The 14,767-nt window shown below is 57.6% G+C and carries 12 protein-coding genes; 6 read left to right on the forward strand and 6 right to left on the reverse strand.

Features of this window, described 5'->3' with window-relative positions:
- Both RRF55_RS01025 and lrp read right to left on the reverse strand, forming a co-directional pair.
- Window positions 1-1,249: DNA translocase FtsK 4TM domain-containing protein (locus RRF55_RS01025; protein ID WP_020317985.1), on the reverse strand; the 1,249-nt coding region annotated here is incomplete at its 3' end.
- Between the two features lie 135 nt (window positions 1,250-1,384).
- A complete protein-coding gene (lrp, locus tag RRF55_RS01030; protein WP_000228469.1) occupies window positions 1,385-1,879 on the reverse strand; it encodes a leucine-responsive transcriptional regulator Lrp in 495 nt (164 codons plus the stop codon).
- 532 nt (window positions 1,880-2,411) lie between these two features.
- Between lrp and trxB the strand changes: the two genes are divergently transcribed.
- The 5 genes from trxB to infA all read left to right on the forward strand — a co-directional run bounded on the left by trxB (window position 2,412) and on the right by infA (window position 8,301).
- The gene (trxB, locus tag RRF55_RS01035; protein WP_002898019.1) at window positions 2,412-3,380 is read left to right on the forward strand and encodes a thioredoxin-disulfide reductase; all 969 of its coding nucleotides are present in this window, start codon (window positions 2,412-2,414) and stop codon (window positions 3,378-3,380) included.
- Between the two features lie 114 nt (window positions 3,381-3,494).
- A complete protein-coding gene (cydD, locus tag RRF55_RS01040; protein ID WP_021441488.1) occupies window positions 3,495-5,261 on the forward strand; it encodes a heme ABC transporter permease/ATP-binding protein CydD in 1,767 nt (588 codons plus the stop codon).
- Window positions 5,262-6,983, forward strand: coding sequence for a heme ABC transporter ATP-binding protein/permease CydC (gene cydC / locus RRF55_RS01045; protein ID WP_032414725.1), 1,722 nt, complete (start codon window positions 5,262-5,264; stop codon window positions 6,981-6,983).
- 44 nt (window positions 6,984-7,027) lie between these two features.
- Entirely contained in the window at window positions 7,028-7,729 is a 702-nt protein-coding gene (gene aat, locus RRF55_RS01050; RefSeq protein WP_032414724.1) for a leucyl/phenylalanyl-tRNA--protein transferase, read from the forward strand.
- 353 nt (window positions 7,730-8,082) lie between these two features.
- Window positions 8,083-8,301, forward strand: a complete 219-nt coding sequence (gene infA / locus RRF55_RS01055) for a translation initiation factor IF-1 (protein WP_001040187.1) — start codon at window positions 8,083-8,085, stop codon at window positions 8,299-8,301.
- A 118-nt stretch (window positions 8,302-8,419) separates the two neighbouring features.
- Here infA and clpA read toward each other — a convergent pair whose 3' ends face one another.
- The gene (clpA, locus tag RRF55_RS01060) at window positions 8,420-10,699 is read right to left on the reverse strand and encodes an ATP-dependent Clp protease ATP-binding subunit ClpA (protein WP_002896522.1); all 2,280 of its coding nucleotides are present in this window, start codon (window positions 10,697-10,699) and stop codon (window positions 8,420-8,422) included.
- 30 nt (window positions 10,700-10,729) lie between these two features.
- A complete protein-coding gene (gene clpS / locus RRF55_RS01065; RefSeq protein ID WP_002896520.1) occupies window positions 10,730-11,047 on the reverse strand; it encodes an ATP-dependent Clp protease adapter ClpS in 318 nt (105 codons plus the stop codon).
- A gap of 325 nt (window positions 11,048-11,372) precedes the next feature.
- Between clpS and cspD the strand changes: the two genes are divergently transcribed.
- Window positions 11,373-11,594, forward strand: a complete 222-nt coding sequence (cspD, locus tag RRF55_RS01070) for a cold shock-like protein CspD (protein ID WP_002896516.1) — start codon at window positions 11,373-11,375, stop codon at window positions 11,592-11,594.
- 76 nt (window positions 11,595-11,670) lie between these two features.
- On the opposite strand, the gene macB is transcribed toward cspD, so the two are convergent.
- Window positions 11,671-13,611 carry a macrolide ABC transporter ATP-binding protein/permease MacB gene (macB, locus tag RRF55_RS01075; RefSeq protein ID WP_004150848.1) on the reverse strand — a complete coding sequence of 647 codons (1,941 nt, stop codon included), beginning with the start codon at window positions 13,609-13,611 and terminating at the stop codon, window positions 11,671-11,673.
- On the reverse strand, window positions 13,608-14,723 hold the full coding sequence (gene macA / locus RRF55_RS01080; RefSeq protein WP_002896440.1) for a macrolide transporter subunit MacA: 1,116 nt from the start codon (window positions 14,721-14,723) through the stop codon (window positions 13,608-13,610). Before macA ends, macB begins: the two co-directional genes overlap by 4 nt.
- Window positions 14,724-14,767: the final 44 nt, after the last annotated feature.

Genomic DNA, 14,767 nt, shown 5'->3' on the forward strand with positions numbered 1-14,767 from the left:
CACGCGGATCGTAAACCGGCTGTTGATACGGCGCTGGCTCAGGCTGATACGCCTGCGGTGCGGTTTGCCCCGCTGGCGGCTGATAAGCAGCCTGCTGGAACGGAGCGGGTTCAGGCTGATACGCCTGCTGCGGCGGATAGCTGGCTTCCGGCTGATAAGCTGGCGCAGCGCCGTGATGGCCCACCGGTGATTCTGCCCACGCCTGCGGCGCGGCAGTAGCCGCCGCCGCTGCGCTTACCGGCTCAGCGATACTGTGGCCATTCAACAACGGATCGTAAGGGTCGAAATCGCCCGGGCGCACGGCGCTGGCGCCGGAGAACAGCACATCATCCTCTGCGGGACGCGCGGCGCTGGCGCCGGAAAACAGTACATCGTCGGCGGCAACAGGCGCCCCGCTGGCGCTGTATTGCACCACCTCTTCGCCGTCATCCATCCGTTTGCCGGAGAAAAGCGCAGCGTCGGTTTTACGCCCCATAGGGTTGGTAAACTTCTCGGCCAGACGCTTACGCCGCGCCAGCGCGCTGCGTAAGATACGGGCGCGACGCGATTCCTGCGGCCTGGCCGCCTCTTCGTCGTCGTACTCTTCCTCGTCGTCTTCGTATTCGCCTTCATCGACCCAGGTATCATCCCGACGGGTACGGTTGCTGGCAAAGGTGAGAACGGACAGGATGCCGCCGCCCAGCTTTTCCGCAATGCTGACCCACGACCAGCCGGTGAACAGCGTCAGCCCGGCCGCCCAGATACACAACAGGGCGATGGTGCCGCCGCTGCTGTGCAGTAGGGGTTGCAGCGTGGTGCTCAGCAGGCTGCCGATCACCCCGCCGGAGGCGAAGTACCAGATATCATCGGCGTTAATCGCCGCCAGACCACAGGAGGTCAGGATCAGGGCTAACGCACCGATGAGGCGAAGGGAAACGGCAAAATAATCAATGTATTCGTCGTTTTCCTGATGCCGCCAGGCAAACCAGCATCCGCCGATGATGATCACCGGGATGGTGTAGGCCATGACGCCAAAAATGAAAAAGAGGGTATCGGCAAGCCACGCGCCGGGGGCGCCGCCTAAATTATGAATAGGCTCATGCCATGCCGTTTGCGACCAGCTGGGGTCCGAGGGGTTAAAGCTCAGTAGTGCCGCCATCAGCCAGATGGCGAAGAGGGAGCAAAGGATGAGCATCGCCTCAAGGAGTCGGCGCCCGCTGCTGAGTTTGGTTAGTTTGACTTCTTTGTCTTCGGTGTATTCCTGGCTCAAGAAAGGCTCTCCAGGTATCAGGCTGTTTCCTGCCTGCTGCTAAAACGGACAACAGCGCCGGGTCTCCCCGGCACTGTTGCTGTATGGATTAACAGGAGTGTAATCAAACTACGTCGAGTTTGCACCTGTTCCGTGTTAGCGCGTCTTAATAACCAGACGATTACTTTGCTTGACTTCTTCCATTACCACGTAGGTACGGGTGTCGTTAACGCCCGGCAGGCGCAGCAAGGTCTCGCCCAGTAATTTACGATACGCTGACATATCCGGTACACGGGTTTTCAACAGATAGTCGAAATCACCGGAAACCAGATGACACTCTTGAATTTCTTCAAGTTTTTGCACTGCGGCGTTAAATTGCTCAAACACATCCGGTGCGCCACGATTCAGAGTAATCTCAACAAATACCAGAAGTGATGCATCCAGATAATGCGGGTTGAGCAGCGCCGTATAGCCCTGAATAAAACCCTGTCTTTCAAGACGACGCACACGCTCAAGGCAAGGCGTCGGAGAAAGTCCCACCCGTTTAGAAAGCTCGACGTTAGAAATTCGCCCATCTTTCTGCAATTCATTCAGGATGTTACGATCAATGCGGTCGAGATCTTTGCCAGGGCGCTTCTTGCTATCTACCATTATTATTGTCTCTCTGTATTCCTTCCCTACTCCTGTTCCGGCTCTGAGCCTTCACTGCCAGAGCCCATCCTGTTATCACCCGTACGACATTGGGTAACCCAGGGGTACGTGAGAAGCCCGTTGCCTGACGGCAGTCACCGACATCACGCATGGCGTCTGTCCACACCATGCGTAGATTTCGTTAACCCGGATAAAAATGGCATTTGCGTGCATGAAAATTCGCCGCACGCTAAATACTGCTTTTCTTCTTCCTTGAATGTTTTCGCAAAAGCACAGGTGATTGTCAAAGCAAAACATCGATTTTTAGTACAAGATGCCAGATATTCATCATCCGCCCTGGTTGATTCTCATTTTTTCGTCTTATAATTGTCCCGCCGACAGTAGAAATAGTTATATTCCTTGCCGGGAAAATCACCAATTCATTGGCAGCTTCTATTGCACACATCGTTAACAAAATCGCTGTGCTCTTTTTTTACGACAACAAATTCCCTACAATCCCAGCACAATGTATGCCAATTATTATGGGGATCTCATGGGCACAGCCAAACACAGTAAACTGCTTATCCTTGGTTCTGGACCTGCGGGATACACCGCGGCGGTCTATGCCGCACGCGCCAACCTGCAGCCGGTGCTGATCACCGGGATGGAAAAAGGCGGTCAGCTGACCACCACGACGGAAGTGGAAAACTGGCCAGGCGATCCGAACGATCTCACCGGTCCGCTGCTGATGGAGCGCATGCACGAGCATGCCGCAAAATTTGAAACCGAGATCATTTTCGACCATATCAGCCGCGTCGATTTGCAAAACCGCCCGTTCCGTCTGACAGGCGACAGCGGCGAGTACACCTGTGACGCGCTGATCATCGCCACCGGCGCTTCCGCCCGTTACCTGGGCCTGCCTTCCGAAGAAGCCTTCAAAGGCCGCGGCGTTTCCGCGTGCGCTACCTGCGACGGATTCTTCTATCGCAACCAGAAAGTGGCGGTGATCGGCGGCGGCAACACCGCAGTGGAAGAGGCTCTGTATCTGTCGAATATCGCCTCTGAGGTACACCTGATCCACCGTCGCGATTCCTTCCGTGCGGAAAAAATCCTCATCAAACGCCTGATGGATAAAGTGGCAAGCGGCAACATCGTGCTGCATACCGATCGTACCCTCGAAGAGGTGACCGGCGACCAGATGGGCGTCAGCGGCCTGCGCCTGCGCGATACCAAAAACAGCGACAATGTCGAGTCCCTGGAAGTGGCTGGTTTATTTGTCGCCATCGGCCACAGCCCGAACACCGCCATCTTTGAGGGCCAGCTGGAGCTGGAGAACGGCTACATCAAAGTGCAGTCCGGTATCCACGGCAATGCGACCCAGACCAGCATCCCGGGCGTGTTCGCCGCCGGCGATGTCATGGACCATATCTATCGTCAGGCCATCACTTCTGCGGGCACCGGCTGCATGGCGGCGCTGGATGCGGAGCGTTACCTCGACGGTTTGGCTGACGCTTGCAAATAATCTTTACAAGTCAGTAACAAAGGTAAAGAAGGCGACGAAAAGTCGCCTTTATTTTTGCTGCGATGTAACATTGCCGTGCCCAATACTCCGATAACGACACCTGCAAAGCGCGCAATGAATAAAACCCGTCAACAAGAGTTAACCCGCTGGTTAAAACAGCAAAGCATTATCTCCCGTCGCTGGTTGATGATTTCCCGCCTGCTTGGCGTGGCGAGCGGTCTGCTGATCGTGGCGCAGGCCTGGTTCCTGGCGCGGATCCTGCACCGGATGGTGATGGAGAATATTCCAGCGACCGCCCTGCTGCTGCCGCTCACGCTGCTGGTGCTGATCTTTGTACTACGCGCCTGGGTGGTCTGGCTGCGTGAGCGGGTCGGCTTTCAGGCCGGGCAGCATATTCGCTATGAAATTCGCCGCCAGGTTCTTGACCGCCTCCAGCAGGCAGGCCCGGCGTGGATCCAGGGCAAACCGGCCGGCAGCTGGGCAACGCTTATTCTTGAGCAAATCGACGACATGCACGACTATTATGCCCGCTACCTGCCCCAGATGACGCTGGCGGCCTGCGTACCGCTGCTGATCGTTATTACTATTTTTCCGATTAACTGGGCCGCCGCGCTGATCCTTCTCGGCACCGCCCCGCTGATCCCGCTTTTCATGGCGCTGGTCGGGATGGGCGCCGCCGACGCCAACCGGCGTAACTTCCAGGCGCTGGCCCGCCTCAGCGGCCACTTCCTCGACCGCCTGCGCGGCATGGAAACCCTGCGTATTTTTCATCGCGGTCAGGCAGAAACCGATAATATTCGCGACGCCTCGCAGGATTTTCGCCAACGCACCATGGAAGTCCTGCGTCTGGCCTTCCTCTCCTCCGGGGTTCTGGAGTTTTTCACCTCCCTCTCCATTGCGCTGGTAGCGGTGTATTTTGGCTTTTCTTACCTTGGCGAGCTGAACTTCGGCCACTATGGCGCGGGCGTCACGCTGATGGCCGGATTCCTGACGCTGATCCTCGCCCCGGAATTTTTCCAGCCGTTACGTGACCTGGGTACCTTCTACCATGCCAAAGCTCAGGCCGTGGGCGCCGCAGACAGCCTGAAAACGTTTATGGAAACGCCGCTGACCCAGGTAGAGCGTGGCGAGAAAACGTTAAATGACAACGATCTGATTAGCGTGGAAGCGCGCGACCTGGTGATCAAATCTCCGGAAGGTAAAGTTCTGGCGGGGCCGCTTAATTTTGCGCTGCCCGCCGGCGCTCGCGTGGTGCTGGTCGGCCAGAGCGGATCCGGGAAAAGCTCTTTGCTGAATACACTGCTCGGCTTTCTGCCCTATGAGGGGTCGCTGATGGTCAACGGCGTAGAGCTGCGCGAGCTGGACGCTGAGCGCTGGCGCCGCCTGCTGAGCTGGGTAGGACAGAATCCGCAGTTACCTGCCGCCACGCTGCGGGAAAACGTGCTGCTGGCGTGGCCCGAAGCTAGCGAAGCACAGCTTAGGCTGGCGCTGGACAAGGCCTGGGTCAGCGAGTTTATCGCCCTGCTGCCGCAGGGGATCCATACCGCCGTAGGCGATCAGGCGGGGCGTCTGTCGGTAGGCCAGGCGCAGCGTATCGCGGTCGCCCGCGCGCTGTTGGTGCCGTGCCGCCTGCTGCTGCTGGATGAACCTGCCGCCAGCCTTGACGCCCATAGCGAACAGCGAGTCATGCAGGCCCTGATCCACGCTTCCAGTGAGCAAACCACGCTGCTGGTCACCCATCAGCTTGAGGGGCTGGCCGACTGGGACGACGTCTGGGTGATGCAAGACGGACAGATTATCGAACAAGGCGACTACGCCACGCTGGCCCGTGCTGGTGGGGTCTTCTCGGCGCTGCTGGCCCATCGTCAGGAGGAGATTTAAATGCGCGCACTTTTACCCTATCTGGCGCTCTATAAGCGCCATAAATGGATGCTGCTGCTTGGCGTCGTGCTGGCCATTGTGACCCTGCTGGCCAGCATCGGCCTGCTGACGCTCTCCGGCTGGTTCCTCTCCGCTTCAGCGGTGGTGGGCGTCGCCGGGATCTACAGTTTTAACTATATGCTGCCTGCCGCGGGCGTTCGCGGCGCGGCAATTATCCGTACCGCCGGGCGCTACTTTGAGCGCCTGGTCAGCCACGACGCTACCTTTCGCGTGCTGCAGCACCTGCGCGTTTTCACCTTCAGCAAACTGCTCCCCCTCTCTCCGGCGGGGCTGGCGCGCTTTCGCCAGGGTGAGCTGCTCAACCGGGTGGTGGCCGACGTTGACACCCTGGATCATCTCTACCTGCGGGTCATTTCGCCGCTGGTCGGCGCGCTGGTGGTGATTGTGGTCGTCACCTGCGGATTAAGTCTGCTCGACGTCCCCCTCGCGCTGACGCTCGGCGGTATCATGCTGGCGACTCTGCTGGTTATGCCGCCGCTGTTCTATCGCGCAGGTAAGCCAGCCGGCGAAAGTATGACGCAGCTGCGCGGCCAGTATCGCCAACAGCTCACCGCCTGGCTGCAGGGTCAGGCGGAGCTGATGGTATTTAACGCCAGCGACCGCTACCGCGCACAAATGGAAAAGACCGAGCTGAGCTGGCAGGATGCACAGCGGCGCCAGGCCGAGCTGACCGCGGTTTCGCAGGCGGTAATGCTGTTAATCGGTGGCATCGCCGTGGTGGCCATGCTCTGGCTGGCCTCAGACGGCGTCGGCGGCAATAGTCAGCCCGGGGCGCTGATCGCGCTATTCGTATTCTGCGCGCTGGCGGCTTTTGAAGCCCTGGCGCCAGTCACTGGCGCTTTCCAGCATTTAGGCCAGGTGATGGCCTCCGCGCGGCGGATCTCGCAGATTACCGACCAGCAGCCGGAGGTCACCTTTGTCGAAGATGAAGCCAGTCCGCCAGCGCAGGTGGCCCTAACGCTTCAGGAGGTCACCTTCCGCTATCCTCAGCAGCCCTCCCCTGCCCTGGAGAATATTTCCCTGCAGATTGCCGCCGGAGAGCACATCGCCATTCTTGGCCGGACCGGCTGCGGAAAATCGACGCTGTTGCAGTTGCTTACCCGCGCCTGGGACCCGTCACAGGGAGAGATTCTGCTCAACAATCAGCCGCTCTCCGGCCTCAGCGAAGCCACTCTGCGGCAGGCAATGAGCGTAGTGCCGCAGCGCGTGCACCTGTTCAGCGCCACCCTGCGCGACAACCTGCTGCTGGCGGCGCCTGAAGCGGATGACGCTCATCTCAGCGCTACCCTTGAGAAGGTGGGCCTCGAAAAACTGCTGCAAGATGGTGGTCTTAACGGCTGGCTGGGCGAAGGCGGGCGTCAGCTCTCCGGCGGCGAACTGCGCCGACTGGCCATTGCCCGCGCGCTGCTCCACGATGCGCCGCTGATGCTGCTCGATGAACCGACAGAAGGTCTGGATGCGGCCACCGAAAGCCAGATCCTGCATCTGCTGGCAGATGTCATGCGCGACAAAACCGTGCTGATGGTGACCCATCGCCTGCGGGGCCTGGCGGGTTTTAATCAGATAATAGTCATGGACAACGGCCAGATAATTGAGCAAGGTAGTCACGCGGAGCTGCTCGCTAAACAGGGCCGGTACTTCCAGTTTAAACAGCGTCTGTAGGCTATTCTATTATCTAATTTTTGCTGATGCGTATTGAGGTTAAAATGCGTCTGGTTCAGCTCTCCCGGCACTCTATCGCCTTCCCCTCTCCGGAAGGCGCCTTGCGAGAACCTAATGGCCTGCTGGCGCTCGGCGGCGATCTGAGCCCCGCGCGGCTGCTGATGGCCTATCAGCGTGGTATTTTTCCCTGGTTTTCCCCTGGCGACCCGATCCTCTGGTGGTCGCCCGACCCCCGGGCGGTACTTTGGCCAGAGCACTTCCATCTTAGCCGCAGCATGAAGCGCTTTCATCAGCGTTCGCCCTACCGGGTCACGCTCAACCACGCCTTTGGCGAAGTGATTGAGGGCTGCGCCAGCGATCGTGACGAAGGCACCTGGATAACCAGCAGTATCGTTCGCGCCTATCACCAGCTGCATGAGCTGGGTCATGCCCACTCCATTGAAGTCTGGCAGGAGAATACCCTGGTGGGAGGAATGTACGGCGTAGCGCAGGGAGCGCTGTTTTGCGGCGAATCGATGTTTAGCCGGGCAGAAAATGCCTCCAAAACCGCGCTGCTGGTATTTTGCCAGGACTTTGCGCACAGCGGCGGTAAATTAATTGACTGCCAGGTACTGAACAACCATACCGCGTCATTAGGCGCAGTGGATATTCCCCGCCGCGATTATCTGGACTATCTGTCGGTATTACGCGGCTACCGACTGCCCGAGCGATTTTGGGTGCCGCGGGTGCTATTTCCTGGCGGATAATAAAATGTTTTCAGCACATTTTGCGTCAGGATGGTATAATTGCGCGGTAGAGTAGCTTCTGCCTGTTGCCCCGCCGCCGTTTGGGAATAATAAGAGTCAGATAACGCCCATCGTTCTGTCACTCCCCTTTACGTTTGCGCCTGTCACGCGGCATGGCCGTGTGTGTCCCGGGCAATGCGCCAAAACTACTTCGGCGATTCATACCCGTCATATTTCCGTAGCCGCTGCGCTGACTATGCGCCTTGCGGCAAGGTGAATGATTCAGGGTAGATACGTAAAACTTTACTTACATGATGAACTTCGGCATTATCTTGCCGGTTCAAAACTACGGTAGTGATACCCCAGAGGACTAGATGGCCAAAGAAGACAATATTGAAATGCAGGGCACCGTACTTGAAACGTTGCCTAACACTATGTTCCGCGTAGAACTGGAAAACGGTCACGTGGTAACCGCGCATATCTCCGGTAAAATGCGTAAAAACTACATCCGCATTCTGACGGGCGACAAAGTGACTGTTGAGCTGACCCCGTACGACCTGAGCAAAGGCCGCATTGTCTTCCGTAGTCGCTGATTGTTTTCGCCCCTAAGGCGTCAGATGCTGAAGGCCGGGATAATTCCCGGTCTTTTCATTTCTGCCGTCAGCAAAAAAAACCGGCCCCTGGCCGGTTTTTTACATTGAAGATATCGCCTTAGTGGGCCGCTTCCGGTTTGTGCTTCGGAGCGCTCTGGAAGTCGTAAGTCAGCGTATTTTTGTCGCTGTCCAGAGAGACAGTGACCTGACCACCGTCGACCAGCGAGCCAAACAGCAGCTCGTTCGCCAGCGGTTTTTTCAGGTTGTCCTGAATGACGCGTCCCATTGGACGTGCCCCCATCGCCCGATCGTAGCCTTTCGTCGCCAGCCAGTCGCGCGCTTCCTGACTCACTTCCAGGGAGACGCCTTTCTGGTCCAGCTGGACCTGCAGCTCGACGATAAACTTGTCGACAACCTGATGGATCACCGTGGTAGACAAATGATCGAACCAGATGATGTTGTCGAGGCGGTTACGGAACTCCGGCGTAAAGATCTTTTTGATCTCATCCATCGCATCCGGACTGTTGTCCTGCTGAATAAGGCCAATCGATTTACGCTCGGTTTCCCGCACCCCGGCGTTGGTGGTCATCACCAGCACCACGTTGCGGAAGTCCGCTTTACGGCCGTTATTATCGGTCAGCGTCCCGTTATCCATCACCTGCAGCAGCAGGTTGAACACGTCCGGATGCGCTTTTTCGATCTCATCAAGCAGCAATACCGCGTGCGGATGTTTAATCACCGCATCGGTCAGCAGCCCGCCCTGATCGAAGCCGACGTAGCCCGGAGGCGCCCCGATCAAACGGCTGACGGTATGACGTTCCATATATTCGGACATGTCAAAGCGCAGCAGCTCAATCCCTAACGCCTTCGCCAGCTGGACGGTCACTTCGGTTTTCCCGACCCCGGTCGGCCCGGCGAACAGGAACGATCCCACCGGCTTGTGCTCATGGCCCAGCCCGGCGCGCGCCATTTTAATAGCCTCGGTCAGCGCCTCGATGGCTTTATCCTGTCCAAAGACCAGCATTTTCAGACGGTCGCCCAAGTTTTTCAGCGTGTCGCGATCGCTGCGGGAGACGCTCTTCTCAGGGATCCGCGCAATGCGCGCCACCACTGATTCGATATCCGCCACGTTAACCGTTTTCTTACGCTTGCTGACCGGCATTAAGCGCGCCCGCGCGCCCGCTTCGTCAATGACGTCAATCGCCTTATCCGGCAGATGACGATCGTTAATGTATTTCACCGCCAGTTCAACCGCCGCACGCACCGCTTTGGCGGTATAACGCACATCATGGTGCGCTTCGTACTTCGGCTTCAGGCCGTTGATAATCTGGACCGTCTCTTCCACCGACGGTTCGGTAATATCGATCTTCTGGAAACGGCGGGCCAGCGCACGATCTTTTTCAAAGATGTTGCTGAACTCCTGGTAAGTGGTGGAGCCGATCACCCGGATCTTGCCGCTGGAAAGCAGCGGTTTGATCAGGTTAGCCGCATCGACCTGGCCGCCAGACGCCGCCCCCGCACCGATAATGGTGTGGATTTCATCAATAAACAGGATGCTGTTGGTATCCTGCTCCAGCTGTTTGAGCAACGCTTTGAAGCGTTTTTCAAAATCGCCACGATATTTGGTCCCTGCCAGCAAAGAGCCAATGTCGAGCGAGTAGATAGTGCAGTCGGCCATCACTTCCGGCACATCGCCCTGCACAATACGCCAGGCAAGGCCTTCGGCGATCGCGGTTTTACCGACGCCGGATTCCCCCACCAGCAGCGGGTTATTTTTCCGCCGACGGCACAGGACCTGAATCGCGCGCTCCAGCTCTTTTTCACGGCCGATCAGAGGATCAATGCCGCCGACGCGAGCAAGCTGATTGAGGTTGGTGGTGAAGTTTTCCATACGTTCCTCCCCGCCGGCTTGCTCTTCATTGCCAGGCTGGCTTCCGCTGTTATCGGAAGACTGGCTCGGCTCGTCTTTGCGTGTACCATGAGAAATGAAGTTCACCACATCAAGACGGCTCACTTCATGTTTACGCAGCAGGTAGGCGGCCTGCGACTCCTGCTCGCTGAAAATCGCCACCAGCACGTTGGCGCCGGTCACTTCGCTGCGGCCAGAAGATTGTACGTGGAAGACGGCGCGCTGCAGCACACGCTGGAAGCTTAGCGTCGGCTGGGTGTCGCGCTCTTCTTCCGTGGCTGGCAGAACGGGTGTGGTTTGTTCGATGAAGGCTTCAAGTTCCTGACGCAATGCCACCAGGTCCACTGAACACGCTTCCAGGGCCTCACGGGCCGAGGGGTTGCTTAGCAGAGCCAGCAGCAAGTGCTCGACGGTCATAAACTCATGACGGTGCTCGCGCGCTCTGGCGAAAGCCATATTTAAACTGAGTTCCAGTTCTTGATTGAGCATAGGCACCTCCCCCAATTTTCATGCCTGTATTCAGGCTTTTTCCAGCGTACACAGCAATGGATGCTCGTTCTCCCTCGCGTACTGATTCACCATAGCGACTTTGGTCTCCGCCACTTCCGCGGTAAACACGCCACAAATCGCCTTACCTTCATAGTGAACCGTGAGCATCAGTTGCGTTGCACGTTCAACATCATAAGAAAAGAATTTTTGTAACACGTCAATAACAAACTCCATCGGAGTGTAGTCATCATTGACCAATATCACTTTATACATAGATGGCGGTTTAATCGCATCACGAACTTCGTCGTCAACCAGGTGCTCGAAGTCCAGCCAATCTCTCTTACTCATCGTCAGTGTTCATCATCGGTTGCTGTTGCCAACAGGCGGAGGCCTGTCGATGACCAGAGGTTATGCTCATCACAAATCTACAATAGATCATAGATAACTATCATCTATCGCTTCTATCCGCGACGGCTGTCACATTCCCCGGCAATAGCGTTAACTGCTTCAAATTTTGACGCATTTTTCGCCGTTCCCCCTCCTCAATCGCTTGACGCGTTTTCGTATTTCTCTAAATTGTAGTGGCGAGAGTTGGCGAGCAATTGAACAACTCGTCACTCCACCACCGGTTCATTCCATCTTACTAATAAAGATTTACGAAGGATGTCGAAGTATGGAAATGGGTACTGTTAAGTGGTTCAACAATGCCAAAGGGTTCGGTTTTATCTGCCCTGAGGGCGGCGGCGAAGACATTTTCGCCCATTACTCCACCATCCAGATGGATGGTTACAGAACGCTAAAAGCCGGACAAGCCGTTCGGTTTGATGTTCACCAGGGGCCAAAAGGCAACCACGCCAGCGTGATCGTCCCTGTGGAAGCGGAAACGGCTGCATAACTCTTTTGCTTCATTGTGTACATCCTGCTAATAAAATGCCAGTCCTTCTGACTGGCATTTTTATTTCTCGCCCCGCCTATTCTCGCGCCAGGGCATCCACCGGATCGAGCCGCGCCGCGTTGCGCGCAGGCAGCCAACCAAACAGCACCCCGGTCAGCGTCGAACAGAGAAACGCCGTCAGCAGCGCCAGCGGAGAAAAACCAATCTCCCAGCCGGGGAGAAACAGCTGTAAAATAAAGGCGATCATCAGCGACAATGCTACGCCCAGCGCGCCACCGACCAGGCAAACCAGCACCGCTTCAATGAGAAACTGCTGCAGCACATCGCTGGCCCGGGCGCCAACCGCCATGCGGATGCCGATCTCCCGGGTTCGTTCGGTCACCGACACCAGCATAATATTCATTACGCCAATCCCGCCGACCACCAGGGCAATCACCGCCACCAATGTCAGGAACAGCTGTAAGGTATGTGTGGTCCTTTCGGCGGTTTTCAAGACGCTGTCCATATTCCAGGTGAATACATCTTTTTTACCATGCCGCAGCTCCAGCAGACGCAGCAGCTGTTTCTCTGCGGTTTCACTGTCGTAGCCTTCATGAACGCGCACAGTGATGGAGTTCAGCCACGACTGACCCATTACTCTTCCCGCCATGGTGGTGTAGGGCAACCAGACGCGGAGAATTTTGCTGCTGCCGAACATCGACTGCTTTTCATCCGCAACGCCAATCACCGTGGCCGGCATATTGCCCACCAGAATCACCTCTCCCACCACTTTCGCTTTATTGGGAAACAGCTGCCGACGGGTATTGCTGTCGAGCACTACCACCTGTGCCCGACTGTTGAGCTGCAGTTCATTGAAGGTATTGCCTTCGCTAAAGGTCATGCCGTAGACATTAAAATACTGTGGACCGACCCCCTCCGCACTGGCGGCAACGTCAATATTGTTGGCGCGCAGGCGCAGGCTTTTTGAAACCGCCGGCGTGGCGGAGCGCACCCACGGCTGCTTCTGGATCGCCAGCAAATCGTCATACTTCAGCGCCTGCTGATAGCGCGGGTCGTCGTCGCCAAAATCCTTACCAGGATACACATCAATGGTATTGGTGCCGATGGCGCGAATATCTGCCAGCACCATCTGCTTGGCGGCATCCCCCACCACCACGATCGACACCACCGAGGCAATACCGATAATAATGCCGAGCATGGTCAGCAGGGTACGCATTTTATTCGCCGCCATCGCTCGCCAGGCCATCACCAGCGCTTCGCGAAAGCCGCTGGTAAACTGACGCCACGCCGAAGGCTCCGCCTGCGGACGGGCGCGCAGTCCGCCGCCCTGGCGGCTGGCGGGCGGGTTGCGGACGATCTCGCCATCGCGGATCTCGACGATCCGCTCCGCTTGAGCGGCGACCTGCGGATCGTGGGTCACAATGATGACCGTGTGCCCCTGCGCTTTTAGCTGGTGCAGGATCGCCATTACCTCTTCGCCGGAATGGCTGTCCAGCGCGCCGGTCGGTTCATCAGCGAGGATCACCTCCCCGCCATTCATCAGGGCGCGGGCGATACTGACCCGCTGCTGCTGACCGCCGGACAACTGTGACGGTTGATAGTCGGCGCGCTCGCCCAGCCCCAGCCGCACCAGCAGCTCATGAGCGCGCGCCAGGCGCGCGCGCCGTTCACTGCCGGCATACACCGCCGGCACTTCGACATTCTGCGCGGCGGTCAGATGGGACAGCAGATGGTAGCGTTGAAAGATAAAGCCAAAGTGTTCCCGCCGCAGACGGGCCAGCGCATCGCCATCCAGCTGCGCGATATCGGTTCCCGCTACCCGATAGGTGCCGCTGGTGGGTTTGTCGAGGCAGCCAAGGATATTCATCAGCGTCGATTTTCCCGAGCCGGAGGCCCCGACGATCGCCACCATCTCACCCGCATGGATGCTGAGGGTGATCCCCTTCAGGACCTCAACGCTGCCGTCGCCGGAAGGATAGCTGCGACGTATATCTCGCAGCTCAAGCAGCGCCGTCATTTTGCCGCCCCGCTCGCGCTCTCGCCGACGATCACTTCGTCGCCCTCTTCCAGACCTTGCACCACTGCGACGTCGGTATCATTGCGGGCGCCAATGATAACCTCACGCTCTTTGACCTCACCGGTGCGCAACAGTCGAACGTGGTAGCGGTTATCGCCTACCGCGTCGCCCAGGGCGCTCAGCGGGATAGTAATCACGTTCTTCACCTCAGCCAGCTGAATGTGCACCTGCGCAGTCATATCGAGGCGCAGGATCCCCTGCGGGTTCGGAACCTCGAAGCGGGCATAATAGAAGATGGCGTCATTCACTTTTTCCGGCGTCGGCAGAATGTCTTTCAGTTTACCTTCATAACGGGTAAGCGGGTCGCCCAGCACGGTAAACCACGCTTTTTGCCCCGGTCTGAGGTGGATGACATCTGCTTCAGAGACCTGCGCTTTAACCAGCATGGTGCTGAGATCCGCCAGCGTCAGAATGTTAGGCGCCTGCTGGGCGGCGATCACTGTCTGTCCCTGCAGGGTGGTAATTTGCGTCACTTCGCCGGCCATCGGCGCCAGGATCCGCGTGTAATCGAGGTTGGTCTTCGCCGTATCGAGCGTCGCCTGGTTACGCTTTATTTGCGCTTCAATAGTGCCGATCTGCGCCTGTTTCACCGCCAAATCGGTGGCCGCGGTATCAAGGTCCTGCCGCGAGACCAGCTGGCGCTGCGCCAGCTGCTGCTGACGGGCCAGAGTCACTTGCGCCAGTTTGCTCTCCGCGCGCGCCTGATTGAGCTGGGCGCGCAGCTCCATGAGCGTCGCTTCCACCTCTTTAATCTGGTTTTGCGCCTGCTCCGGATCGATAACCCCCAGCAACTGATCCTTTTTAACCTTATCGCCAATATTGACGTGCAGCGTTTTCAGCTGTCCGCTGACCTGGGCGCCGACGTCAACTTTTCGCAGGGCATCCAGTTTGCCGGTGGCCAGCACGCTCTGCTGGAGATCCCCTTTGCGAACTACCAGCGTCTGGTAGTTCGGCAGCGGCGCATTGAGGATCCGCCATCCCCAGATAGCCAGCCCCAGCACAACGATCGCCAACAGCCACCAGACGGTCCTGCGTTTTCCCTTCACTTTCATATTCCGATTCCTGCTGTTTCCCTGCCGCTCCAGGCGGTGATTCT

The organism is Klebsiella sp. K47 (assembly GCF_051858335.1).
Taxonomy (GTDB): Bacteria; Pseudomonadota; Gammaproteobacteria; order Enterobacterales; family Enterobacteriaceae; genus Klebsiella; species Klebsiella pneumoniae.